The sequence below is a fragment of the Methylobacterium sp. J-030 genome, assembly GCF_022829545.1.
In the GTDB taxonomy this organism is placed as follows: Bacteria; Pseudomonadota; Alphaproteobacteria; order Rhizobiales; family Beijerinckiaceae; genus Methylobacterium.
The window spans coordinates 14,636-36,986 of record NZ_JAKSYM010000287.1 but is presented as its reverse complement, the minus strand read 5'-3'; the positions used below and the strand labels follow the sequence as shown (position 1 = coordinate 36,986).

Here is a 22,351-nt window from a genome sequence, read left to right as displayed (position 1 = left end):
CATGCCCGCCAACCCTCCGCACCGAGCCGCAACCGTGCCGCCACCAGCCGCAATCAAGCTTAGCCTCAAGACCCCGGCCGTGCGTAGGCCTACAGCAGCCATTGACGCCACGTCAATAGCCATGGCAGGCGACAGCAAGTCCGCGGCCGCGCCACCGTCACCCGTGGGCTGCGCGAGCGGCGGCGGTCTGGCCGGCGGGTCGGCGGGCATGACGTGGCTGCAGAGACGATGTAGCCGCCCCGAGGCGCGCCTCGATGCGGAGGCTGCGCTGAGGTGCGGCTGCGCGTGCCGATCGGGGGGGGGTGGTTTGGGGCAAGGGGGCTTCATCACAGGCCGGTTGCGGCGTCGCGGGGTTTGGGCGACGTCGAGCATCGTATCGGATAATAATCCTAATGTCAAGGCCTTGATGATTGCGCTTGCTGGAGACTGTCTACTGGGTGGTCGAGCAGCTGAGCGGGGCAAGCTATGGATTCAGCTGAAAAGCAGACATACGGCTTTGCGCCCATCTCGGTCGTTTAGATGCTAAAAGCAACGGCCGAGAAGCAGACATCGACTATGCTGGCCGCTCGGTCTCCATTTCACTGATCAGCGCTCCACCATCGACGGTTCGGTACTGGCTTTTGCAGTCGGCATATCCGTCGACAATGCGGGTTCGCACACGCGCGCCCCGCACATCGAGGCGGCATGGATGCAGCTCTACTACGTACCGCATCGTATCATCAGATAATTTTCGCGTGCCCATGATCGAGGACCCGGACACCGCGTTCCCGGGCCATGCAGCGGAACCTGACGTCCCCACCCGAAATCCAGATCTCGATACGGAGATGTTCACCGGGATAGACCGGGGCGCTAAACCGCGCGGCCAGAAAGCTTAGGCGCGACGGCCGGCCGAACTCAGTCAAGTGGCCGATGGCATAGCCCGCGAGACCGAACGTGCACAGGCCGTGCAGGATGGGCCGGGGATAGCCGACCCGTGCGGCGGCGTCTGGATCGATGTGCAGGGGGTTAAGATCGCCGTTGAGGCGGTAGAGAAGCGCCGCACTCTCCGGGATCGGGAGGTCGAGGACAGCGTCGGGCCCACGATCAGGCACCGCCTCCAGGGGATCGGGGGCGGCCCCAGCCGAACCACCCCCGCCGTCGCCGCGGCAGGCGTTCGTCTGGACGATCGTCGCGACCCGTTCCCCGGTCCCGGCGACCGCGACGACGCGCTCGAAGGTCACGAACAGGCCCTTCCCGACGCCGCGGTCGACTACGCAGAGGGTGCGCGCCCGCGAGATCAGCGGCGTGTCCAGGGGAACCGGCCGGTTGATCGTCAGCCGGTGTTCAGCGTGGACGACACGCGGCCAATCCACGCCGAAGGTCCGCATCCAGGGGCCGTGATGCGCCACGACGTTGGCCAGCGTCGGTGCCGGCTCGAGGCCCTGCTCGTAGACGTGGCGCAGGTGCGCGGGATCGAGGGGCTGGCTGCCGTATCCCACCGACAGGGCGTAGAGGATCGCCTGCGCGGCCGACACGCTCTGGCGCGCGTCCGCGATCGGGTGCGCGAGGATGGCCTCACCGGACGGGCTCACGGGGCTGCCGGTGCCGGGCGGGGACGTCCGCCGGAGAGTCGGATGCCGCCGTCGACCGACAGAAGCTCGCCGGTGACGAACTCAGCGCCCTCGATCAGCCAGAGGATCGCCCCCGCGACGTCGGTCGGCGTGGCGACGCGGCCCAGCGGCGCGCTCTCGCCGAAGCGCCGCGCCAGTGCGGCGTAGGCGTCCGGCCCCACCGCCTGCCGCATCCAGCGCGTGTCGATGATCCCGGGGCAAACGGCGTTGACACGGATCTCCGGCCCGCAGGTCCGCGCGAGCGCCAGCGTCAGGGCGTTGAGGGCGCCCTTCGAGGCCGTGTAGGCCAAGGAGCTGCCCCCGCCCGTGAAGGCCACGTTCGAGGACACGTTTACGATCGCCCCGCCGCCGCCCTGCCGCATGGCGGGGATCGCGGCCCGGGCCATCTGGTAGGCCCCGACCACGTTGACGGAGAAGACACGCTGGAAATCCTTGCCCGACAGCGTCTCGAGGTCGAAGGGATCGGAGGCCGCGGTGGTGGCCGCGTTGTTGACGAGCCCGTCGAGCCGTCCCCACCGCGCGAGGCTCCGCGCCACGAGGTCTCGGCAGCCGGCATCATCGGAAACGTCGCACCCGACCAGCTCGACCTCCGCCCCGAGCGCGCGGCAGGCCTCGGCCGTCTCCTCCGCCTCCGCTCGGCTGCGGCTGTAGTTCACGACCACCCGCGCGCCGCGCGCCGCGAGCATCCGGGCGCACTCGGCGCCCACCCCGGTCGCGGACCCCGTGACGACGACGACGGCCCCGTGCAGGATCATGGACCGGCCTCCCTCATCGGGCGCTCAGCGAACAGTTTGCCCGGCATGGTCCCCAGCGGCTCGGCGACCGCGATGCCCGGCGGCAGGCGCTCCAGGACGTGCGTTCGCGCGTCGATGCCGGGGGCCACCTCCGTGAGCGTCAGCCGGCTGTCCCGCACCCGGAACACCGCGCGCTCGGTCACGATCGCCTGCTCCTGGCCCGGCGGGGCGGCGGCTGGATCGGCGCTGACCTGCGCGACCCGCTCGACGATCTTGCAGGTCCGCCCGTCCGCGCGGATCGCGAGGCCGCGCTCGCCCACCGCGATGTCGGCGCCCCCCGCCGTGAAGGCGCCGACATAGACGACGCGCCGCGCGCTCTGCGCGATGTTGGTGAAGCCGCCGACGCCGACCACCTGGCGGCCGAACCGGCTCACGTTGACGGCCCCGCGTACATCCGCCTCGGCCATGCCGAGGAAGGCGATGTCGAGGCCGCCGCCGTCGTAGAAGTCGAACTGGGACGCCTGCGGGACGACCGCGGTCGGGTTCGCGGCGGCCCCGAACGCGAGCTCCTCGCCGGGGATGCCGCCGACGACCCCCGACTCGACGGTCATCGTGTAAGCCGTGAACCCCTCCTCAGCCGCGACGCGCCCGATCCCGGCCGGGATACCAATGCCGAGGTTGATCGTCGGGTGGTCCAAGCCCGCCATCTCCAGGAAGGCGCGCCGCTGGATCACCTTGTCGACGCTGAGCGGCAGGACCGCGCGCTCGTCCGGGACGCGCAGGCGGCCGGCGAAGGCGGCGTTGTCGGCCTCGCCGAAGGTGATGCCGTGCAGCGCCGGGTCGGTGCAGACGACGACGTGGTCCACCAAGTGGCCGGGCACGCGCACCGCGTGGGGGTCGAGCGACCCGCGCCGGGCGATCCGCTTCACCTGGACGATCACGAGACCGCCGGAGTTGCGCCCGGCCTGCGCCATGGCCAGCAGATCGAGGGGGAATGCCTCGTCCTCGGTGGTGACGTTGCCGTCCTCGTCGGCCGTCGTGCCGCGCAGGAGCACGCAGTCAAGCGCCAGGGCGGGGTAGAGCAGCCAGTCCTGCCCGCGCAGGCGCACCCGCTCGACCAGAGGGGCGGGCGTGGAGGCGTTCATCCGGCCGCCCCCGTGCAGCGGGTCCATGAACGAGCCGAGCCCTATACGGGTGACGATCCCAGGCTGCCCGGCGGCGATCGCCCGGTAGAGCTGTGCGATGACGCCCTGCGGCCAGCAATGAGCCTCGATCTTCTCGGCGAGCGCGAGTTCGCCCAGGCGCGGCGTGCCCCGCCAGCCCCCGGCGATCACGCGCGCCACGAGGCCCTCGTGGCCGAAATGATCCATTCCGCGGGTCTTGCGGTCCCCGGTGCTGGCGGCGAAGAGCAGGGTGAGGCCGCGCGGAGCGCCCTCTGCCAGAAAGCGCGCCTCGACGGCGGCGGTGATCGCCTCCGGGTGGCAGCATCCGCCGAAGCCAGAGGCCGCGACCGTCATGCTGTCCCGCAGCAGTGCGGCGGCCTGGAGTGCGGTGAGGATGCGCATGGCGCTGGACCGCGTCAGGGCGCTTCGGCTGCCGCGACGAAGCGGTTCGTCCAGAGGTCGTCCTCGGAGGCCTTGGCGTCGACGCCCCGCCCGTAGGACGCACCGACCTCCTCGGCGAAGGTGAGGGCGTTCTGGACGCTTCCCGCACTGAGCCGGCCGCCGCCAGCGACGCCGCTCGCCATCGCCTTGACCGCAGCCGTGATGGCGTCCGGGCTCGCCTTGGCGAAGAACTGCTTCTGGATGGCGGCCGCCGTCTCCTCGGGCTTGGCCGCGACCGCGGCACCCGCCGCCCGCATCGCCTTGGCGGTCCGGGTGATCAGCGCGGCGGTCTGTTCCGAGATCGGCTTCTTTGCGACGAGGACGAGGTAGGGCTGCTCGGCGAGAAGGGGGAAGTCGTCGCCGAGCGTGACGAGGACCACCCCCGTGCCGGCTTTCTCGGCGTTGTAGCCCTCGGGCGGCGACAGAACGAAGGCGTCGATCCGCCCGACCTCCAGAGCGGCTTGAGCCGCGACCGGGCTGCCGACCTGCGCGACCTTGATGTCGGCCTTCGGGTCGAGGCCACCCCTGGCCGCGAGCCAGCGGGCCGCGTTCTCCTGTGCGCCGGCGAGTGAGGTCACCCCGACGAGCACGCCCTTCAGGGCGGCGAGCCGCTTGGGCAGCGGGTCGGCGGCGGTCACGTCCGCCCGCTTCAGGAAGGCAGGCGACACGACGAGCTGCGCCGTGACCTTGGACATCACCGTGTAGACCATCTCGAAGGGCTGGCCTTTGGCCGTCGCCCGCAGCAGCGCGTCGGTGCCGACGGCGGCCAGGTCGACGTCGCCCGCGTCGAGGGCGGCCAGCGCCGCGGTGTCGCCCCCCGGCAGCGCCACGACGCTCGCCGTGAGCCCCTGTGGCTTGAAGGTGTCGAACGCCCGCGCCGCCCAGATCGGCAGGAAGCTCAAGGTGGGTGCGCCGAGGCCGATGCGCACACTCTGCTGGGCGCAGGCGGCGTCCGGCCCCATCAGTAGGACCGCACCGAGGAGGGCCGCTCGGGTCGCGTCGACGATCATGCGCATGGTGCCGATCCCTGTCCTGATGCGAGGGGCTGGTCAGATCTCGCTCGGGCTCGTGCCCGAGAGCGTGCGCCAGCGCAGGAGCCGGCGCTCCAGCCGGCCGGCGAGCGAGCCGGCGCCGAGGACGAAGGCGAGCAGGATCGCGATCCCGGCGAAGACCCCGGCCGGATCGTAGGTCGACGACGCCTCGTGGATGAACAAACCCAGCCCCTGCGTCGCGGAGGTGAACTCGCCGACGATCACGCCGATGACGCTGTAGGGGATGGCCAGCCGCATCCCCAGCATCACGAAGGGCGCTGCCGCCGGCAGGTAGACGTGGCGGGTGAGCTGGCGCTGGTTGGCGCCCATCACCAGGGTGAGGTTGACGAGTTCCCGGTCGACCCCGCGCACGCCGGTGTAGACGTTGTAGAACACGAGGAAGAACACCATGATCGCCGCCAGCGCGACCTTCGAGCCCATGCCGATGCCGAACCAGATGATGAACAGGGGCGCCAGCGCGATCTTCGGCACGCCGTAGAAGCCCATGACGTAGGGCTCGAACACCCGCGCGAGCCGCGGCGAGCGCCCGAGCGCGTAGCCCGCCATGATCCCGCCCGCGACGCCGATCGCGTAGCCGAGGACGAGTTCCTGGGCGGTCGTCCAGAGGTGCGGGAAGATCTCGCCGGTCGCGAACAGCTCGTACAAGCGCGAGGCCACGGCGGTGGGCTTGCTTACGTAGATCTCCCGGACGAGCCGTCCGGAGGCCCACTGCCAGAAGGCGATCAGCACCAGGCCGGGCAGCAGCGGGGTCAGGCGCGCCGCGTATCCCCCGCCCGGGCGCGTCCGCACCCGTGGGGCCGGAGGTGAGTCCGCCCGCATCGGGGCCTGGGGCGCGATCGGATCGGCGAGCTCGGTCATGGTGCGGGCTCCGGCCTCAATGCGCTCGTCCGAGACTGATCTGCGTGCGGAAGCGCGACCACACCGCGTCGTAGGCCAACTCGAAGCCGGGGTTGCGGAACGGCTCGAACACGTCGCGTGGGCGCGGCAGGTCGATGGCCACGTCGGCCAGCACGCGCGAGGGGCGCTGGCTGAGTACGACGACCCGGTCCGCGAGCACGACCGCCTCGGTGATGTCGTGAGTGATGAACACGACGGTCGCGCCGGCCGCGCGGGACAGCGCCTGGAGGTCGGCCTGCATCACCATCCGGGTCTGCGCGTCGAGCGCGCCGAACGGCTCGTCCATCAGGATCACGTCGGGCTTGTAGATCAGGGTGCGGGCGATCGAGCCGCGCTTCTGCATCCCGCCGGAGAGCTGGTTCGGATAGTGATGCTCGAATCCGTCGAGGCCCACCGCCCGCAACGCCTCGGCCACCCTGTCGCGCCGCTCCGCGGGCGCGACGCCGCGCAGCAGGAGGGGCAGCTCGACGTTCTCTGAGAGCGTCTTCCACGGGAAGAGCTGTGCCTGCTGCGGCACGAAGCCCACCGCGCGGTTCACGCCGGCGATCACGCGCCCGCGGTGGCGGACCTCGCCACCCGTCGGCGCGAGCAGGCCGGCCGCCATCTGGAGCAGAGTGCTCTTCCCGCATCCGCTCGGCCCGATCACCGCGATGAACTCACCGCGGCCGACGGCGAAGCTGATCCCGTCGAGCACGCGGGTCGGCTCGCCCCCGCCCGGCCCGGGGAACGCCTGCCGGATGTCGGCGAAGGTGAGGGCGGCATCGGTCATGCGTGCTGACTCCGGACCCGAGCCCAAGGGCGACCGCGACTATGTCTGTACATATTTGCCGCCTCCGCAGGCAAGCCGAGATGATGGGCAGGCTTCGCCCATCGTGTCGGCAGCGGGCCGGTTCGTCGCCGGGCACTGGTGGCGGGCACGTCCATCGGGGCCGGCCTCACGCGGGCTGAGGGTAGCCAGCCTGGACCGCCTCGCGGTCCCAGGCCGACAGCAGCGCGTAATCCGCCTCGTCCACCGCGCCGAAGCCGCGCAGCAGGAGCCGCCCCCGGATGTCGGCGAGTTCCGGAGCGTCCGAGACGGCGAGGAACGCACCCCGGAGCGCGTCCGCCACCGGTGCCGGGCAGCCAGGGGACGCCATGAGCAGGGGGATCGGCGCGGGCACGGTCGTAGTGAGGATGCGCAGCCCCTGCGCGCCATCGGCCGGGTCCGCGCGCATTAGGTCGAGGCAGTAGGAATCCAGCGGCCCGACATCGATCTCGCCCGAGAGCAGCGCCGAGACGACGCCGCGCGGCGTGTGGAGCGGGCCGACGGACCGGGCGAACAGCCGAGGCCGCGCCTCCGACCTGTGGGCGAGCAGGTGGTGCCGCGGCGCGTTGTAGCCCGAGTGCGATTCCTCCAGCGTGTAGCCGATCCGGTGCCCGAACGTGTCCTCCAGTGTGCGGAACGGAGCGTCTGTGCGCACCGCGAGATCCGTCATGTACCGGGCCCGGCCGCCGTAGCGCGCTGGCGACGGCAGGGGGCGGGCGATCGGGATCGGCCTCGGGGCCGCCCGCAGCCAGGGGCGCCCGCACATGAACGCGCAGCCGAGGTCGGGGCGCGCCCAAAGCTCGGCCATCGGCCGGTCGGCCGGATGCGCCACGACGTCCAGCCGCACGCCGCTCCGGGCGGCGACCCAGGCGAACAGCTCGGCCCAGGCCGACGCCGCGTCCGGCGTGACGCCGTACATGCGGGCGTTGGCGATCCACGTCATGGGGTTGGTCCCGCTCGGCATTCAGGCGTAGCGCAGCCGCTGCCCGATCCCGAGCGCGCGCGCCTTCGCCAGCATCGCGTGCCCCAGCGCGATGTCCGAGAGCGAGAGGCCGCGGTGCCAGAGGAGGTTGGTCTCGGCATCGCTCTCGCGCCCGGGCTTGAGGCCCGCCACGATCTGTCCGAGTTCGGCGTGGAGCGTCGCCTCCGACAGCGTGCCCGCCTCGACGTGCGCCCGCAGGCTGCCGAACTTGCCCCCCTTGCACTGGCCCCAGTCGTCGACCACCAGCTTGTCCATGATGCCGGTGAGCGAGGGCTCGACTGCGCTCATGGTGCCGTAGGGCACGACGAAGGCGCCCTTTTCAATCCAGGCCGTCTTGAGGAGCGGCGTCGGCTCGGACAGCCGCGAGGCCTCCACGACGATGTCGGCCCCCTCCACGCAGGGCCGCCAGTCGTCCGTCACGATCACCGCCTTGCCGAGGTCGCGGCGCAGCCGCTCAGCGAAGGCGTCGCGGCTCTCGGGCCGGCGCGAGTGGACGCGGATCTCATCGAAGTCGAACAGGTAATCGAGGAGCCGCACGTTCCAGTAGGCGGTGCCGCGCGCGCCGATGTGGCCGAGGACCTTCGAGCCCTTCCGCGCCAGGTACTTCGCGCCGATCGCGGTGACGGCGCCGGTGCGCATATCGGTGATGCCGCTGGCGTCCAGGATCGCCTTCGGCACGCCGGTGCGCGGGTCGAGCAGCAGCAGGAGCGCCAATTCCGAGGGCAGGCCGATCGTGTAGTTGTCTACGAAGTCGCCGACGACCTTCACGCCCGCGCTGTCGATCGGCTCCTTCAGCGCGCCGCGCAGCACGTTGAAGTGGCCGTTGGCGACCCCCGGCTCCAGGTGGACGCGCGGCTCGATCACGGCCTCTCCCCGCCCCTGCGTGGCCAAGCTCGTCTCAATGGCGGCCAGGATCTCGGCGTCGGTCATGCCGAGTTCCGCGATGTCGAGGCGGTTGAGGTAGTCCAAGTAGATCGGCTTCATCGGTCCATCCCCGGCCTGCGTGGTGCGTTCAGACGACGTGAAACGTGATCAGGAAAGACCGGACCGCGGGCCCGACGGCACTCACCCGCCAGTCCACCGTCCCGCCACCCATCAGGCAATCGCGCGCGTCGAGGCGAACCGGCCCCGCACCCGCCTCGACGGCGAGCGCGCCCGAGGCCGAGAACAGCAGCACCGTGTCGCCCGACGCCCGCACCTCGATTCCGCGGCCGAGGTCGATCCGCCGCACGCTGTGGGTCAGGCGGCCCCGCCGCGACATGACGTTGAGGCCGGTGATCGGACCGTCGACCAGCCGCGCCGCGCACGCGGCGTCGGCCGCGAAGGCGAACGGGGGCGACCCCTCATCGAGGCGCATGGGCGGGGCGTCCCCGACCGCCAGCTCGATCCTGCCCCCGTCCAGGACGCACAGCGTCCGGTCGATGCCCGGGAACGCCGAGAACGGCCCGTCCCGACCAACCGTCGCCGCGCTGACGCGCCAGTCGAAGCGATCCAGGGCGGCGCCGTCCGGGCCGAGCGCGATCTCGATCGTCTCGCCGCCGCCGTTTTTCCACGGCATCGTCCGGTGATGGGCAGCCCGCAGGATCCCCACGCGCGTCAGACCGGGACACCGGGACCGCCGAGGCCCGGCAGGTCCAGGCCCCGCTCGCGGGCGCAGTCGAGCGCGAGGTCGTAGCCGGCGTCGGCGTGGCGCATCACGCCAGTGGCAGGGTCGTTCCACAGCACGCGCTCGAGGCGCCTCGCGGCCTCCGGGGTGCCGTCGGCCACGATCACCATCCCGGCGTGCTGGCTGAAGCCCATGCCCACCCCGCCGCCGTGGTGTAGCGAGACCCAGGTCGCGCCGGAGGCGGTATTCAGGAGCGCGTTGAGCAGCGGCCAGTCCGAGACGGCGTCGGAGCCGTCCCGCATCGCCTCCGTCTCGCGGTTCGGGGATGCTACCGAGCCCGAGTCGAGATGGTCGCGGCCGATCACGATCGGCGCCTTCAGCTCGCCCGAGGCCACCATCGCGTTGAAGGCGAGCCCAAGCCGGTGGCGGTCGCCGAGCCCGACCCAGCAGATCCGCGCCGGCAGACCTTGGAAGCGGATGCGCTCCTGGGCCATGTCGAGCCACCGGTGGAGATGGGTCGCCTCCGGCAGCAATTCCTTCACCTTGGCGTCGGTGCGGTAGATGTCCTCTGGGTCGCCCGAGAGCGCGCACCAGCGGAAGGGTCCGACGCCGCGGCAGAACAGCGGGCGGATGTAGGCCGGCACGAAGCCCGGGAAGCTGAAGGCGTCGGCCACGCCCTCCTCCAGCGCCATCTGGCGGATGTTGTTGCCGTAATCGACCGTCGGCACCCCGGCCCTGTGGAAGTCCAGCATGGCCCGGACATGGACGGCCATGGAGCCCTTCGCCGCGCGCGCGACGCCGGCCGGATCGGCCGCGCGGCGTGCCTCCCACGCGTCCAGCGTCCAGCCCTGCGGCAGGTAGCCGTTGACGGGATCGTGCGCGGAGGTCTGGTCGGTGACGCAGTCGGGCCGGACGCCGCGCCGGACCAACTCGGGGTAGACGTCGGCCGCGTTGGCCAGCAGCGCCACCGAGATGGGCTTGCGCTCGCGGCAGGAGCGCTCGACGATTGCGAGCGCGTGGTCGAGGTCGTCGGCCTGCATGTCGACGTAGCCGGTCCGCAGACGGGCCTCGATCGAGGAGGCCCGGCACTCGACCGCGAGGCAGGACGCGCCGGCCATGGTCGCGGCCAGCGTCTGCGCGCCGCCCATGCCGCCCAGGCCCGCGGTCAGGATCCAGCGGCCGGAGAGGTCGCCGCCGTAATGCTGGCGGCCCAATTCGACGAAAGTCTCGTAGGTGCCCTGAACGATGCCCTGCGAGCCGATGTAGATCCAGGAGCCGGCCGTCATCTGGCCGTACATCATCAGCCCCCTGCGATCGAGCTCGTTGAAATGCTCCCAGTTCGCCCAGTGCGGCACGAGGTTCGAGTTGGCGATGAGCACGCGCGGCGCTTCCGGGTGCGTGCGGAACACGCCGACCGGCTTGCCCGACTGGATCAGGAGCGTCTGGTCCGCTTCCAGCCGCCGTAGCGCGGCGCAGATCCGGTCGAAACTGTCCCAGTCCCGCGCGGCCCGGCCGATGCCGCCGTAGACGACGAGGTCGGAGGGGCGCTCGGCCACGCCCGGGTCGAGGTTGTTCATGAGCATGCGCAGCGGTGCCTCCGTCTGCCAGCTCCTGGCCGACAGCTCGGTGCCGTGCGGCGCCCGGATCGTCCGGGCGTTGTCGAGGCGGTTCGCGGGACGGTTCATGCGTGCGGTCTGCTTGCGTCTGGCCGCGCCACGAAGGCGAGGCAGGCTTCGAGGATGTCGTGCAGCCTCGCCTGGACGGGCGCGGCGTAGGCGGGATCGTACGGCGCCGGCCAGTCACCCTCGGCGACGGGGGCGTCCGGCTCGGGCATGTACGTCCGGCAGGCGAGCTCCATCTGGATCGCGTGAACGCCGCGAGCGGGATCGCCGAAGTGCCGGGTGATGGTGCCGCCTCTGAAGCGCCCGTCGACGACGTGGGACCAGGCGCTCGCCGCGCAGACCGCAGCGACTGCCCGCGTCAGCCGGGGATCGCAGCTCCGGCCCGAATCGGTGCCGATGTTGAAGTTCGGCAGGGTCCCGTCGAAGAGGCGCGGGATGACCGACCGGATGGAGTGGCAATCGTAGAGGACGATCGCTTCGTGCCGGGCGCGCAGGCGCGCGATCTCCTCTTCCAGCGCGGCGTGGTAGGGGTCGAAGAACGCCGCCCGGCGCCGGGCGACCGCGGCGGCGTCCGGCTCCCGGCCCAGCTCGTAGAGCGTTTCGCCATCGAACGTGGTCGTCGGGCATAGCTCCGTCGTCGCCTGACCAGGATAGAGCGACGCGCCGCTGGGATCGCGGTTAACGTCGATCACCGTGCGGGAGATCGCGGTCCGGACCACCGTCGCGCCGAGCCCGGCGGCGAAGTCGTAGAGCCGGTCGACCCACCAGTCGGCATCCCGGCGCGCGAGCCAGGGCGACACGAGCCCGGCGCCGAACGGCTCGGGGATCTCGACCCCAGTGTGGGGGAGGCTGACGATCAGCGGCGCCTGCCCGCGCGAGATTGTCAGCCAGGGGGGCGGGCCAGGGGGCGTCACGCGTCGAGCCCCTTCCACACCCGGCGGTGGAGCGGATTGAAGCCCATGCGGTAGACGAGGTCGGCCGGGCGCTCAATGTCCCAGATCGCGAGGTCGCAGCGTTTGCCCGGGGCCAGCGTGCCGACCGTGTCCTGCCGCCCGAGGGCCCGGGCGGCCTCCCGGGTCACGCCGGCGATGCACTCCTCGACCGTGAGCCTGAACAGCGTCGCGCCCATATTCATCGCCAGCAGCGGCGAGGTCAGCGGCGAGGTGCCAGGGTTGCTGTCGGTGGCGAGCGCGATCCCCACGCCGTGCTCGCGCAACAGCGCGATGGGCGGCGCCTTCGTCTCGCGGATGAAGTAGAACGCGCCGGGCAGGAGCACGGCGACGGTGCCGGCCTGCGCCATCGCGACGATCCCGTTCTCGCTGGCGTGCTCGACGTGGTCGGCCGAGAGCGCCCCGAACCGGGCCGCGAGCGCCGCGCCCCCGAGGTCGGAGAGCTGGTCGGCGTGCAGCCTGACCGGCAGGCCCAGGTCCCGCGCGGCCGCGAGCACGCGGGCCGTCTGCGCGGGCGAGAACGCGATGCCCTCACAGAAGGCGTCGACCGCGTCCGCCAAGCCCTCCGCCGCGATCGGTGGGAGCATCTCGCGGCAGACGAGGTCGATGTAGCGATCCTTGTCGCCCGCCATCTCCGGCGGGAGGGCGTGCGCGCCGAGGAACGTCGTCACGACCGTGACGGCGCGCTCCGTGCCGAGGCGCCGCGCGGCGCGCAGCAGCTTCGCCTCGGCCTCCGTCGACAGCCCGTAACCCGACTTGACCTCGACCGTGGTCACGCCCTCGGCCAGCAGGGCGTCGAGCCGCGGCCGGGACTCGGCGACGATCCGGTCCTCGCTCGCGGCGCGGGTCGCGCGCATCGACGCGACGATGCCGCCCCCGGACCGGGCGACCTCCTCGTAGGTCGCGCCGGCAAGCCGTCGCTCGAACTCGTCCGAGCGGTTGCCGGCGTAGACGAGGTGCGTGTGGCAGTCGATCAGGCCGGGGGTAATCCAGCGGCCCTCGCAGTCGACGTCGCGGGCGGCTTCGAAGAACGGAGCCTCGGCCGCCCCGCCCGCGTAGACGATGGTCCCGTCCCGGGCGGCGAGCACGCCCTGCTCCACGATGCCCAGGCCCGAGCCCCGGTCCTCGCGCGGTCCGGCCAGGGTCGCGAGCCGCGCATTGCGCCAGAGCGTGTCCACGAGCATGCGCGCCACCGTCCGGTCCGCTTCCAAGCCACCGAATATATCTATACATATCGATCGACGGACGGCTTGTCCAGGGATCTGCGGAAGGGTTGCGAGATGACCGGCCTGTTCTTCGACACGGCACTCCTGCCGGGCGGCTGGGCGGACGATGTCCGGATCACGCTCACGCAAGAGGGGATCGCCTCCGTCGATGCGGGCGCCGCCCGGGCGCCGGACGACGCGCACCACGCGGTCGGCCTGCCCGGTCTGGCGAGCCTGCACAGCCACGCGTTCCAACGGGCGATGGCGGGGCTGACAGAGGCGCGCGGGACCGAGGCCGACAGCTTCTGGACGTGGCGGGAACTGATGTACCGCTTCGTCGGGCGGATTACGCCCGACCAGGTGGAAGCGGTGGCGGCCCAGGCCTACGCCGAGATGCTGGAGGGCGGATTCACCCGCGTCGGCGAGTTCCACTACCTGCACCACGCGCCCGACGGCGCTCCCTACACCGACATCGGCGAGCTCAGCGGACGGATCGTCGCTGCGGCCGCCGCGACGGGCATCGGCCTGACCCTGCTTCCGGTGTTCTATGCGCAGTCGGGCTTCGGCGGGCTGCCCCCCGAGCCGGGGCAGCGCCGGTTCGTCACCGGCATCGACGCCTTCGCGCGGCTCCTCGACAGCTGCCGGTCCCACGCCCGGTCGGACCCCGGCATCGTCATCGGCGTCGCGCCGCATTCCCTGCGCGCCGTCACGCCGAGCGATCTCGAACGGGTGGCGGTGCTTGCGCCGGACTCGCCGATCCACCTGCACATCGCCGAGCAGGAGAAGGAGGTCCGGGATTGCCTCGCTTGGTGCGGACAGCGCCCGGTCGACTGGCTGCTGGACCGCTTCGCCGTGGACGGGCGCTGGACTCTGATCCACGCGACGCACCTGTCCGACGACGAAACGGATCGGCTCGCGTCAAGCGGCGCGGTGGCCGGCCTGTGCCCCGTCACGGAGGCCAACCTGGGGGACGGCACGTTTCCCGCCGTCCGCTTCCTGAAGGCGGGCGGCACGATCGGAATCGGGACGGATTCGAACGTATGTATCGGCGCGGCCGACGAACTACGCCAGTTGGAATACTCGCAGCGCCTCGCCCTGCGCGCGCGCAACGCCCTGTCGCTGGGCGATGGACGCTCGACCGGGCGCACCCTGTTCGACGCCTGTCTCGCCGGAGGCGCACGGTCGCTCGGGACCGCCCCCGGCGAGCTGGCGCCCGGCGCGGTGGGCGACATCCTGTGCCTCCGGCGCGGTGCGGCGCTTGCCGGCCGGTCGGTCGACGCGGTACTCGACACCTGGGTCTTCGCCGCGCGCGAGAGCCCGGTCGACGAGGTCTGGGTTCGGGGGCGCCGCGTCGTCCGCGGGGGGCGGCACGTGCGGGCCGTGGCCATCGGCGACCGCTACCGCGCGGTTCTGAAGGAATTGCTCGCCTGATGGAGTCAGTCACGCCGGCGGGGCCCTCCGCCACGCTCTACCAGCGGATACGGCGGGACATCGAGGCCAACATCCTCTCCGGTCTCTGGCCGCCTGGGTACCGCGTGCCCTTCGAGCACGAACTTGTCGAGATCTACGCTTGCTCGCGCATGACCGTGAACAAAGTCATGACGGACCTCGCGACCGCGGGGCTGATCGAGCGCAAGCGACGGGCCGGGAGCGTGGTCGCACGGCCCAGAGCACAGCAGGCGCTGCTCAGCATCCCCGACCTCAAGGCCGAGGTCGAGGGCCGAGGAGCGCGCTACGGCTACGAGTTGCTCTACCGCGAGCGCCGTGCCGCACGGCGCGCGGACGCCGACCGGCTCGGCGTCCAGCCGCGCAGCCCGATCCTGGCACTGCGGTGCCGGCACCGGACCGACGGCCGGCCCTTCGCGTTGGAGGACCGCCTGCTCAACCTGTCGGAGATCCCGGAGGCGGAGCGCGAGGACTTCTCCGTCGTGCCGCCGAACACGTGGCTCGTCGGCTACGTGCCCTGGACCGGCGCCGAGCACAGCATCTCGGCCTGCCACGCTGACGCCGAAGCGGCCGCCCTCCTGGAGATCGAGCCCGGCCACGCCTGCCTAAGCCTAGAGCGCCGAACTTGGCGTGGGAACGGCAGCGTCACTGCCGTGACGATGCTTCACCCAGGGCACCTTTACCGCCTCTTTGCACGCTTCACGCCCTGAAGGGGACGCGGCGGCCTCTCAGTCGGACCGCGCCCAGCCCGTCGATCGTTCGAACGCTGCCCGGGCGTGCCTGCCATCCCAGCTACTCAGTTCTGCTCCGACCGTGGCTCGGAAGCTGACGTTTCCTGCCGCGGGGCGACCGTCTCAAAAGGGTCGTGAGCTGGCATCACAGCGATGTCCGCATTTCTCGTTCCTGGTCCAGAAGCGGACGGGCTGCAGTCGGCCAGATCACGCAATGCCGGATTACCGATGGGCGCAAAACCGGACGTTCTGCTGTGCGCCCAATGCAGACATCCATACACTTTGGACCGTCAATCGAAAGCGGACGTGTCAGGACGACCTACGCCGTCAGCGTAGATATCCCGATCGTATCGTCTCGATATGCTCTGAGATGATGCGATCGGCGGTTGCCAACAGATGGATGGGCAACGGCAAGCCGCTGATCGTCTCGGGCGGCTCGACATTTCGCCACCCGGCGCTCCCGTATGCGAGGATGTGGTCGGCGGCACGGTTCGCGTTGGAGAATGCGTTGCCGAACGGTACCGTAGCGGCGTCCGCGAACAGCCTGTCGATGTCTGCGCCGAGTCGTCGTGAGATATCCGCGGCGTGCGCGAATCTGCTGTCGGCGTGCGCCCGCAGGATGTCGCGGAGGGGCGCGGCGAAGGCGTTCCCCGTGCTCAGCAGCCAGCCGTGATAGCGGCCCTGCGGGCGGAGGTGCGCAGCGTACGACCCCTCGGCACCTCGCACGAGCAGCAGATCCCCGTAATCGTCGTCTGCTAGCGCGACGAGATCAGCGCCACTGCTGTCCTTGAACATCGCGACGTTGCGATGGCGCGCCAGCGCCGAGACCGTCTTTGGCTCCAAGGAGCAACCGGTGACCTGAGGCAACTGGTACAGCGAGACCGGCCAGGGCGAGGCGTCGATCACCGCCATGAAGTGCCGTACGATGCCGGCTTGATCGATGTCGCCGTCGACCGGCGGGCATACGGCCACTCCCACGATCCGGGCCGCGATCGCCGTCCGTCCGAGGAAGGCCGTCACCTGGTCCAGCCGTGCAAGGACACGTTCGGTCGAGGGCTGTAGCAGACCGATCAGCACCTCCACCTGCGATGAGAAGGCTTCCGCGTCACGCAGGACTTCCAGGGCCTCGTCGAAGCCCCTCGCGTCGAGATCCCAGCCGTCCCCGGTGGAACCGGCGACAAGGACGCTCCGGACATGTGGCTGAAGGGATCGCATGTGCATCCCCATCCGGTCCGGATCGACCGAGCCGCCGCGGTAATGCGTGAGGATGGGTACCCAGAGCTGGTCCATGAGGATGCTTTCCCTCGTCTCAGGCGACGCCGAGTGAGATGCCGCGGCCGGGGTGGTTCCGGTCGCCGCTGCTAGCCGAGCCCGGCCTTCGGACCGTGCAGGGCGATCCCCTCCCGGGCCATCGCCCGCTGGACGGCACCGGCATCCGCCATGCGTTCGGTGAAATGCCATAGCCCCGGACAGCGGTCGGTCGGGCGATCGAGGCGAAGCCCCCAGCGGCCGAGGACGAACAGGTACATGTCCGCCACCGTGGGACTGTCGCCGATCAGGTAGCCCGTCCCGCGAATCTCCCGCGCGAGGCGCTCGAACAGCCCACCGATCCGGGTCTCGCACATCCGCTGCACCGCGGCGCGGCCCTCGTCCGTGTCGGCGAAGCGCTCCGAACGCCAGAGCATCTGGAACGCGGTATGTCCGGCCGTCACCATCGCGGACAGGAGCATGTGCAGCCGGTCACGGTCGGGCCCGCCCGCCGGTGGCGCCAGACCGGCCGCCGGGATCGCATCCGCGATATGCAGCAGGACCGCGACGCTCTCGACGATCAACCCACCAGACGCGGTGACCAGGGCGGGAACCGTGCCCAGCGGATTCACCGCGGCGTACTCGGGATCGTGGTTGCGGCCCCGCTGGAGCACGACGACCTCCCAGGGGGGCGTCGCTGTAGGCGCGCGCTCCGCCGCCGCCTCCAGCGCGATGTGGCTCGCGAGCGAGCAGGCTCCCGGCAACACGTAGAGTCGCATCCGGTCCATCTCCGTCGTGGCCGGTCGCTGCCCGGCGACATGAGGTGTCAGCGCCGTGCGTCGGCACGGTGCGATCACAGGTCGAGCAACAGGCGCTCGCCGGCGCAGCCGGAGACGCAGGGGGTCATGTAGTCCCGCCGCTCGGCGGCACTGAGCACGACGTCCCGGTGATCCACCCGACCGCTCAGGTAGCGGGTCCTGCAACTGCCGCAGGTCCCCGCCTCGCACGACACGTCGATCTCTGCCCCGTGCCGCAGCAGCGCACGCGCGATCGACTGGCCGGCGAGGACGGCGATCGTCAGCCCGCTCCTGGCGAGCTCGACGGTCGCGTCCGCGCTCCCGGCCGGAATGGTGGGTTCGGCCTGGAAGCGCTCGAAATGGACGCGATCCTCAGGCCAGGGCGCCGTGGCCCGCCGGACCGCATCCATCAACGAGCTCGGCCCGCAGCAGTACACGTGGACGTCGGGCCCCCTTCCATCGAGGAGGCCGCCGACGTCGAGCCCGGCCGATGGCTCGCCGCCGTCGAAATGAAGGGTCGCGACACCGGCAGCCTCCAGCTCGCGTAACCGCCGCAGGTAGGGCATGTGCTCGGGCGAGCCGGCGCAGGCGTGGAGATGAAACGCGCGTCCGGCCCGGTTGAGGACGTCGACCATCGGCAGGAACGACGTGAGGCCGATGCCGCCGGCGATGAGGAGATGGTGGTCGGCCTCGGCCGCCAGGGGGAAGTTGTTGCGCGGCAGCGAGACATGGAGTGTGTCGCCGACCCGGACGACCTCGTGGATCCACGCCGAGCCACCCCGACCGTCGTCCTGACGCAGGACCGCGAGGCGATAGCGGCCTGAGATCACCGGGTCGCCGCACAGCGAGTACGGCCGGGTCTTTCCCTCCGGCAGGTGGACGCTCACGTGCGCACCCGCGTCGAAGGGCGGGAGGTCCCATCCGTCCGGGTCCGCGAGTTCGAGTTCCACGACCCGAGCAGTCAGCATTCGACGCGCGACCACCGTCACCGTGACTTGACCGAAGAGGTTTCTCGGCGAGCGAAAGTCCATCTCCGCGCTGCTCCAAACCGAATGCGACCCACCTCGACGCCCCCTTGACGCCGAAAGTAACTTCCGATCCTTTAGACAACAAGTTGCCCTATGGCAATCGCGTTGCCCATAATTTCGGCGGATGATCTTGAGGAGGCCCATTCATTGAGCACGGCGACCACGATCGAAACTATCGAACCGCGGGTTGTGCAAACCTCTGCGGCAACCATCGGATTCGCGACGATGATCGGGACCACCATCGAATGGTACGACTTCTTCATCTTCGGAACGGCGAGCGCCTTGGTCTTCAACAAGCTGTTCTTCTCATCACTGGACCCCGTCGCCGGCATGCTCGCGGCGTTCTCGACCTTCGCCGCCGGTCTTTTTGCCCGTCCTCTCGGGGCCCTGTTCTTCGGTCACTTCGGCGACAGGATCGGGCGCAAGAGGATGCTCGTCCTGAGCCTCCTGCTTATGGGCATCCCGACCACGATCATCGGATTGCTGCCGACCTACGAGCAGGTCGGCCTGTCGGCCGTCGTCGCCCTGGTCTTCCTGCGCATCTGCCAGGGTGTCGCTCTCGGCGGCGAATGGGGTGGGGCCGTGCTGATGGCGGTCGAGCACGCGCCGAAGGGACGCCGCGGCCTCTTCGGCAGCCTGCCCCAGGCTGGATGTCCGCTCGCGCTGATCCTGTCGAGCGCAGTCTTCGCCTGGGTGAATTCACTGCCGGGGGATGCGTTCCTGTCGTGGGGCTGGCGGCTCCCGTTCCTAGCCAGCGCGCTGCTCATTGTCGTCGGCGTCTTCGTGAGGCGACGCGTCGGCGAGTCCCCGGATTTCGCCCGCGTCGAGCAGGCCGGCGAGACGGTGCGGGTGCCCGTCGCGGAGATCGGCCGCCGCCATCTGACGACCGTCCTGCTCGGCGTCGGCGCGAAGCTCGGAGAGATCACGATGTTTTGGCTGATGGCCGTCTTCGCGCTCTCCTACGCGACCGGGACCCTCGGCCTGCCGCGGGGCGACATCCTCCGGTGGATCACGGTAGGGGCGGTCGTCATGCTCGTGCTGATGCCGCTCTGCGGGAGCCTCGCCGACCGGGTCGGGAAACGCGCGCTGTTCGCGGCCGGCAACGTCGCGCTCCTGATCTGCGCCGTTCCGCTCTTCATGGTGATCGGCGGCGGAGATGCAATCTTGGTCGGCCTCTCGATCGCGTTCTCCCTCGGCGTCCTGTACCCGGTGATGTACGCGCCCGAGGCTAGCCTGTTCTCGATGCTCTTCCCCGCGAAGGTGCGCTACACCGGCCTCTCGCTCAGTGCGAACGTCGGGGGAGCGATCGGCGGGGGCGTCGCGCCGCTGGCGGCGACGTGGCTCCTGTCCGCGACGGGGAGCATCGCCGCGGTGGGGGCCTACCTCGCGGTCGCGGCAGCGGTATCCCTGGCCTGTACCTGGGCGATGCGGCCGGTTGAGGAGGCCTGATCGGCGGCCGAGCTCCGGGCCGTTTAGCTGTGGGCGATGACGATCAGCACGATCGCCGTCGCTCCGGTACGCCGGACGTGGTGCGCGAGGTGGCCGGGGAACTGGATGTAGTCCCCCGCCGCCAATTCCACGGTCCGGTCCGCGAAGGCGATCGCGACGTGCCCGTCGACGACGTAGATCGCCTCCGTGCCCGCGTGCTGCGCGCGATCGTCCGCCTCGAAGTCGCTCGACGGATGCATGAGGTACGACTCGACCCGGGACGCGAGCGCGCCCTCGGACAGGGGGGTGAGGGCGTATCGCCCGGAGCCGGCGGGCTCGTGCAACGGACTCCGATCGACCGAGCGGGCAACGTGGATGTCGTCGTCGTCCACGGTCTCGCCGAAGAGCATACCGGTCGGGACATCCATCGCCTGCGCGAGCTTCAGGGCGGTCGAGATGGATGGCACCTTCTCACCGTTCTCGATGCGGGACAGGTAGCCCTTGTTCAGCCCTGTAGCCGCCGAGAGCTGCTCCAGCGTGAGCCCGCGCCGCCGTCGTAGGGCCTTTACGCGGTTGCCCAGGCCCTCCGCCGTCCGTGCTGAGGCACGGGCGTTCTTCGTGTCTGCCATGCGTCCTCGGCGCTAGCGCCACCCGAGCCGACGGCTGGAGATTCCGCCACACCGGCGGCATCGGATAAACCATGGCCCAGGAGATTGTCCATTGGGCAACATGTTGCCTGTGGACCCACTCAACGATTAAGATACGGGAGATGTCGATCTCGACCGCGACCGGACGTCGTGGCGGCGTTTAATCGGCACGGCACTTTGGGGACGGGCCGGGGTATGGGCGTTCAGAACGAGAGCATCATCGAGGCTACCAAGCCTTATTCTGACGGCGACGCGACGACCGCATTGAGGTCCGACGATGCAGATCGCCGGAGCGAGGTCGGGATGGGATGGCACGGACGGGTGGCGCACCTGCACCTGGGTCCGCGGGCGTTCCTCCCCATGCAGGCGATGGCCGCGATCTCTCTTGTCGCCGGCTATGGCATTGAGGGCGACCGCTACGCGGTCGGCAGCGGGTTCTACTCGAACAAGCCCGAGGAGGGACGCCAAGTGACGTTCTTCGAAGAGGAAACCCTAGAAGCCCTGTGGCGCGACCACGGCGTCGAACTCTCACCCGCGGACCATCGCCGGAACATCACGACGCGTGGCGTGCCCCTCAACCATCTCGTCGGTCGCCACTTCCGCATCGGCTCCGTCGTCGTCGAGGCTACGCGTCTAAGCGTCCCGTGTCGTCACATCGAGGAGATAACGGGCAAAGAGATCTTCAATCTAATCCTCAACCGATCCGGCCTCAACGCGCGGATCCTCGTCGGCGGGATCGTGCGGACAGGCGATCCGGTCGTTTCGCTCTGACCGCCTGTCTACAGGGGTGGCAGGATCGGGCGCGAGATGGAGGCCGCCGGCGCCCGTCTCACGCTAGTGGCACGGGCCCCGCAGCAGGGTCGCGCGGTGAGATCGCCGGTCGACATCAAACCTCGAAACAATACTCTACTCGCTCGGCTGTCCGGCGGGATCGCTCATCAGTATCGCCTGATCGCGGCGCATGATCTCGTTGATGAAGGTGATGGCAGCGCGGATGCGGGGTACGTTCTGCAGATCGGCGTGCACGACGAGCCACCAGTCGCGGACGAGGTTGACCTCTCTGGGCATCACCCTGATCAAGCCCCCGCGCCGCCGCGCCATGAACGTCGGGAGCATGGCCAGACCCGCCCCTTCGATGGCCGCCTCATACTGCGCGACGAGGCTCGTGCAGGCAAAACGGGACCTAGGCTCGGCGATGACGTCGGGCAGCCAGCGCACGTGGGGGACTGAGATCAGCTCTTCGACGTAGGTGACGAACTCATGCGATCGGAGGTCCGCCAGGACCGACGGCACGCCGGCGTGCTCGAGATAGCCCGGCGATCCGTACAGCCCGACGCCGAACTGCCCTGCCCGGCGCACGATGAGACGTCCTCGCTGCGGCCGGACCATGTTCAGTGAGATGTCGGCCTCCCGCTCGGACAGGTTGAGGATCGTCTGGGACGCGACCAGTTGGATCGACAGCCTCGGGTGGCGTCGAATGAACTCGCTCAGGCGCGGAGCGAGGAAGTAGCTCCCGAAACCCTCCATCGTTGAGACGCGGACGACGCCGACCAGATCGCGCGACGCGTCCGTGGCATCGCGGGAGATGGCTTTGCTGAGCTCCTCCATCCGCGAGACGATGGCGAGGATGCGATCACCGTCTCCACTGAGCTGCGCGGACCGGCCCGACCGCACGAAGAGAGTTAGGCCGAGCGCATCCTCCAGCGACGCGATGCGCCTCCGGACAGTGGTGGCATCGATGCGCAGCGCCTCTGCGGCACAGGCTGCGCTGCCGCCGCGGGCGACCTCGAGGAAGGTGTGCAGGTCAGTCCAGTCGAAGTCGGTGAGGGGGCCCATCATCGTCACCTGCTCAGGACATATGCAGATTGCCCGAAGCTGCAAATCTGCATTGATCAAAAGCAAAAATCTACGTTTTCAAGCGTTTTTGCCTCGCTCATTCTCTACCCCGTACTCGGACGT

The 22,351-nt window shown here is 70.2% G+C and carries 21 protein-coding genes; 4 read left to right on the top strand and 17 right to left on the bottom strand.

The window, feature by feature from the left end; translation table 11 throughout:
- Positions 1–719 precede the first annotated feature (719 nt).
- The 12 genes from MKK75_RS21615 to hutI all read right to left on the bottom strand — a co-directional run bounded on the left by MKK75_RS21615 (position 720) and on the right by hutI (position 13,046).
- Complete coding sequence (locus tag MKK75_RS21615) at positions 720–1,571, bottom strand: MaoC family dehydratase (protein WP_244044570.1); 852 nt, start codon at positions 1,569–1,571, stop codon at positions 720–722.
- Positions 1,568–2,365, bottom strand: a complete 798-nt coding sequence (locus tag MKK75_RS21610; protein ID WP_244044569.1) for an SDR family NAD(P)-dependent oxidoreductase — start codon at positions 2,363–2,365, stop codon at positions 1,568–1,570. Before MKK75_RS21610 ends, MKK75_RS21615 begins: the two co-directional genes overlap by 4 nt.
- Complete coding sequence (locus MKK75_RS21605) at positions 2,362–3,909, bottom strand: acyl CoA:acetate/3-ketoacid CoA transferase (RefSeq protein ID WP_244044568.1); 1,548 nt, start codon at positions 3,907–3,909, stop codon at positions 2,362–2,364. The genes MKK75_RS21610 and MKK75_RS21605 overlap by 4 nt, the downstream gene beginning before the upstream one ends.
- Before the next feature lie 14 nt (positions 3,910–3,923).
- Positions 3,924–4,964: an ABC transporter substrate-binding protein gene (locus MKK75_RS21600; RefSeq protein ID WP_244044567.1), complete on the bottom strand. Its 1,041-nt coding sequence runs from the start codon at positions 4,962–4,964 to the stop codon at positions 3,924–3,926.
- Between the two features lie 33 nt (positions 4,965–4,997).
- Positions 4,998–5,858, bottom strand: coding sequence for an ABC transporter permease (locus MKK75_RS21595; protein WP_244044566.1), 861 nt, complete (start codon positions 5,856–5,858; stop codon positions 4,998–5,000).
- 16 nt (positions 5,859–5,874) lie between these two features.
- Positions 5,875–6,666 (bottom strand): ABC transporter ATP-binding protein, encoded by a 792-nt coding sequence (locus MKK75_RS21590; RefSeq protein WP_244044565.1) that lies wholly within the window; start codon positions 6,664–6,666, stop codon positions 5,875–5,877.
- Positions 6,667–6,832: 166 nt separating this feature from the next.
- Positions 6,833–7,645, bottom strand: a complete 813-nt coding sequence (locus MKK75_RS21585; protein WP_244044564.1) for a phosphate/phosphite/phosphonate ABC transporter substrate-binding protein — start codon at positions 7,643–7,645, stop codon at positions 6,833–6,835.
- Positions 7,646–7,666: 21 nt separating this feature from the next.
- Positions 7,667–8,668, bottom strand: coding sequence for an ornithine cyclodeaminase family protein (locus MKK75_RS21580; RefSeq protein WP_244044563.1), 1,002 nt, complete (start codon positions 8,666–8,668; stop codon positions 7,667–7,669).
- 28 nt (positions 8,669–8,696) lie between these two features.
- The gene (locus MKK75_RS21575; RefSeq protein ID WP_313901882.1) at positions 8,697–9,275 is read right to left on the bottom strand and encodes a HutD family protein; all 579 of its coding nucleotides are present in this window, start codon (positions 9,273–9,275) and stop codon (positions 8,697–8,699) included.
- A gap of 5 nt (positions 9,276–9,280) precedes the next feature.
- Positions 9,281–10,975: a urocanate hydratase gene (gene hutU, locus MKK75_RS21570; RefSeq protein WP_244044561.1), complete on the bottom strand. Its 1,695-nt coding sequence runs from the start codon at positions 10,973–10,975 to the stop codon at positions 9,281–9,283.
- Positions 10,972–11,826 carry an N-formylglutamate deformylase gene (hutG, locus tag MKK75_RS21565; RefSeq protein WP_244044560.1) on the bottom strand — a complete coding sequence of 285 codons (855 nt, stop codon included), beginning with the start codon at positions 11,824–11,826 and terminating at the stop codon, positions 10,972–10,974. The genes hutU and hutG overlap by 4 nt, the downstream gene beginning before the upstream one ends.
- Complete coding sequence (gene hutI, locus MKK75_RS21560) at positions 11,823–13,046, bottom strand: imidazolonepropionase (RefSeq protein WP_244044573.1); 1,224 nt, start codon at positions 13,044–13,046, stop codon at positions 11,823–11,825. The genes hutG and hutI overlap by 4 nt, the downstream gene beginning before the upstream one ends.
- Before the next feature lie 96 nt (positions 13,047–13,142).
- Here hutI and MKK75_RS21555 point away from each other — a divergent pair, with 96 nt between their 5' ends.
- Together MKK75_RS21555 and hutC are read left to right on the top strand one after the other, a co-directional pair.
- A complete protein-coding gene (locus MKK75_RS21555; protein WP_244044559.1) occupies positions 13,143–14,498 on the top strand; it encodes a formimidoylglutamate deiminase in 1,356 nt (451 codons plus the stop codon).
- Positions 14,498–15,223 (top strand): histidine utilization repressor, encoded by a 726-nt coding sequence (hutC, locus tag MKK75_RS21550; protein WP_244044558.1) that lies wholly within the window; start codon positions 14,498–14,500, stop codon positions 15,221–15,223. Before MKK75_RS21555 ends, hutC begins: the two co-directional genes overlap by 1 nt.
- Before the next feature lie 348 nt (positions 15,224–15,571).
- On the opposite strand, the gene MKK75_RS21545 is transcribed toward hutC, so the two are convergent.
- The 3 genes from MKK75_RS21545 to MKK75_RS21535 form a co-directional block, all read right to left on the bottom strand.
- Positions 15,572–16,534: a dihydrodipicolinate synthase family protein gene (locus tag MKK75_RS21545; protein WP_244044557.1), complete on the bottom strand. Its 963-nt coding sequence runs from the start codon at positions 16,532–16,534 to the stop codon at positions 15,572–15,574.
- A 71-nt stretch (positions 16,535–16,605) separates the two neighbouring features.
- Positions 16,606–17,271 (bottom strand): glutathione S-transferase family protein, encoded by a 666-nt coding sequence (locus MKK75_RS21540; protein ID WP_244044556.1) that lies wholly within the window; start codon positions 17,269–17,271, stop codon positions 16,606–16,608.
- Positions 17,272–17,345: 74 nt separating this feature from the next.
- On the bottom strand, positions 17,346–18,320 hold the full coding sequence (locus MKK75_RS21535; RefSeq protein ID WP_244044555.1) for a PDR/VanB family oxidoreductase: 975 nt from the start codon (positions 18,318–18,320) through the stop codon (positions 17,346–17,348).
- A gap of 222 nt (positions 18,321–18,542) precedes the next feature.
- On the opposite strand from MKK75_RS21535, the gene MKK75_RS21530 reads away from it, so the two are divergent.
- Positions 18,543–19,766, top strand: a complete 1,224-nt coding sequence (locus tag MKK75_RS21530; protein ID WP_244044554.1) for an MFS transporter — start codon at positions 18,543–18,545, stop codon at positions 19,764–19,766.
- Between the two features lie 23 nt (positions 19,767–19,789).
- Here MKK75_RS21530 and MKK75_RS21525 read toward each other — a convergent pair whose 3' ends face one another.
- Positions 19,790–20,374 (bottom strand): helix-turn-helix domain-containing protein, encoded by a 585-nt coding sequence (locus MKK75_RS21525; RefSeq protein WP_244044553.1) that lies wholly within the window; start codon positions 20,372–20,374, stop codon positions 19,790–19,792.
- A 321-nt stretch (positions 20,375–20,695) separates the two neighbouring features.
- Between MKK75_RS21525 and MKK75_RS21520 the strand changes: the two genes are divergently transcribed.
- Positions 20,696–21,163: an MOSC domain-containing protein gene (locus tag MKK75_RS21520; RefSeq protein WP_244044572.1), complete on the top strand. Its 468-nt coding sequence runs from the start codon at positions 20,696–20,698 to the stop codon at positions 21,161–21,163.
- Between the two features lie 135 nt (positions 21,164–21,298).
- Here MKK75_RS21520 and MKK75_RS21515 read toward each other — a convergent pair whose 3' ends face one another.
- Positions 21,299–22,231 (bottom strand): LysR family transcriptional regulator, encoded by a 933-nt coding sequence (locus MKK75_RS21515; RefSeq protein WP_244044552.1) that lies wholly within the window; start codon positions 22,229–22,231, stop codon positions 21,299–21,301.
- Positions 22,232–22,351: the final 120 nt, after the last annotated feature.

What these genes read in the sequence shown, in the direction of transcription:
- MKK75_RS21610 (WP_244044569.1), bottom strand. Translation starts at nt 2,365, where the DNA reads ATGATCCTGCACGGGGCCGTCGTCGTCGTCACGGGGTCCGCGACCGGG.
- MKK75_RS21605 (WP_244044568.1), bottom strand. Translation starts at nt 3,909, where the DNA reads ATGCGCATCCTCACCGCACTCCAGGCCGCCGCACTGCTGCGGGACAGC.
- MKK75_RS21600 (WP_244044567.1), bottom strand. Translation starts at nt 4,964, where the DNA reads ATGCGCATGATCGTCGACGCGACCCGAGCGGCCCTCCTCGGTGCGGTC.
- MKK75_RS21595 (WP_244044566.1), bottom strand. Translation starts at nt 5,858, where the DNA reads ATGACCGAGCTCGCCGATCCGATCGCGCCCCAGGCCCCGATGCGGGCG.
- MKK75_RS21590 (WP_244044565.1), bottom strand. Translation starts at nt 6,666, where the DNA reads ATGACCGATGCCGCCCTCACCTTCGCCGACATCCGGCAGGCGTTCCCC.
- MKK75_RS21585 (WP_244044564.1), bottom strand. Translation starts at nt 7,645, where the DNA reads ATGACGTGGATCGCCAACGCCCGCATGTACGGCGTCACGCCGGACGCG.
- MKK75_RS21580 (WP_244044563.1), bottom strand. Translation starts at nt 8,668, where the DNA reads ATGAAGCCGATCTACTTGGACTACCTCAACCGCCTCGACATCGCGGAA.
- hutU (WP_244044561.1), bottom strand. Translation starts at nt 10,975, where the DNA reads ATGAACCGTCCCGCGAACCGCCTCGACAACGCCCGGACGATCCGGGCG.
- hutI (WP_244044573.1), bottom strand. Translation starts at nt 13,046, where the DNA reads ATGCTCGTGGACACGCTCTGGCGCAATGCGCGGCTCGCGACCCTGGCC.
- MKK75_RS21555 (WP_244044559.1), top strand. Translation starts at nt 13,143, where the DNA reads ATGACCGGCCTGTTCTTCGACACGGCACTCCTGCCGGGCGGCTGGGCG.
- hutC (WP_244044558.1), top strand. Translation starts at nt 14,498, where the DNA reads ATGGAGTCAGTCACGCCGGCGGGGCCCTCCGCCACGCTCTACCAGCGG.
- MKK75_RS21545 (WP_244044557.1), bottom strand. Translation starts at nt 16,534, where the DNA reads ATGGACCAGCTCTGGGTACCCATCCTCACGCATTACCGCGGCGGCTCG.
- MKK75_RS21540 (WP_244044556.1), bottom strand. Translation starts at nt 17,271, where the DNA reads ATGCGACTCTACGTGTTGCCGGGAGCCTGCTCGCTCGCGAGCCACATC.
- MKK75_RS21535 (WP_244044555.1), bottom strand. Translation starts at nt 18,320, where the DNA reads ATGGACTTTCGCTCGCCGAGAAACCTCTTCGGTCAAGTCACGGTGACG.
- MKK75_RS21530 (WP_244044554.1), top strand. Translation starts at nt 18,543, where the DNA reads ATGATCGGGACCACCATCGAATGGTACGACTTCTTCATCTTCGGAACG.
- MKK75_RS21525 (WP_244044553.1), bottom strand. Translation starts at nt 20,374, where the DNA reads ATGGCAGACACGAAGAACGCCCGTGCCTCAGCACGGACGGCGGAGGGC.
- MKK75_RS21520 (WP_244044572.1), top strand. Translation starts at nt 20,696, where the DNA reads ATGGGATGGCACGGACGGGTGGCGCACCTGCACCTGGGTCCGCGGGCG.
- MKK75_RS21515 (WP_244044552.1), bottom strand. Translation starts at nt 22,231, where the DNA reads ATGATGGGCCCCCTCACCGACTTCGACTGGACTGACCTGCACACCTTC.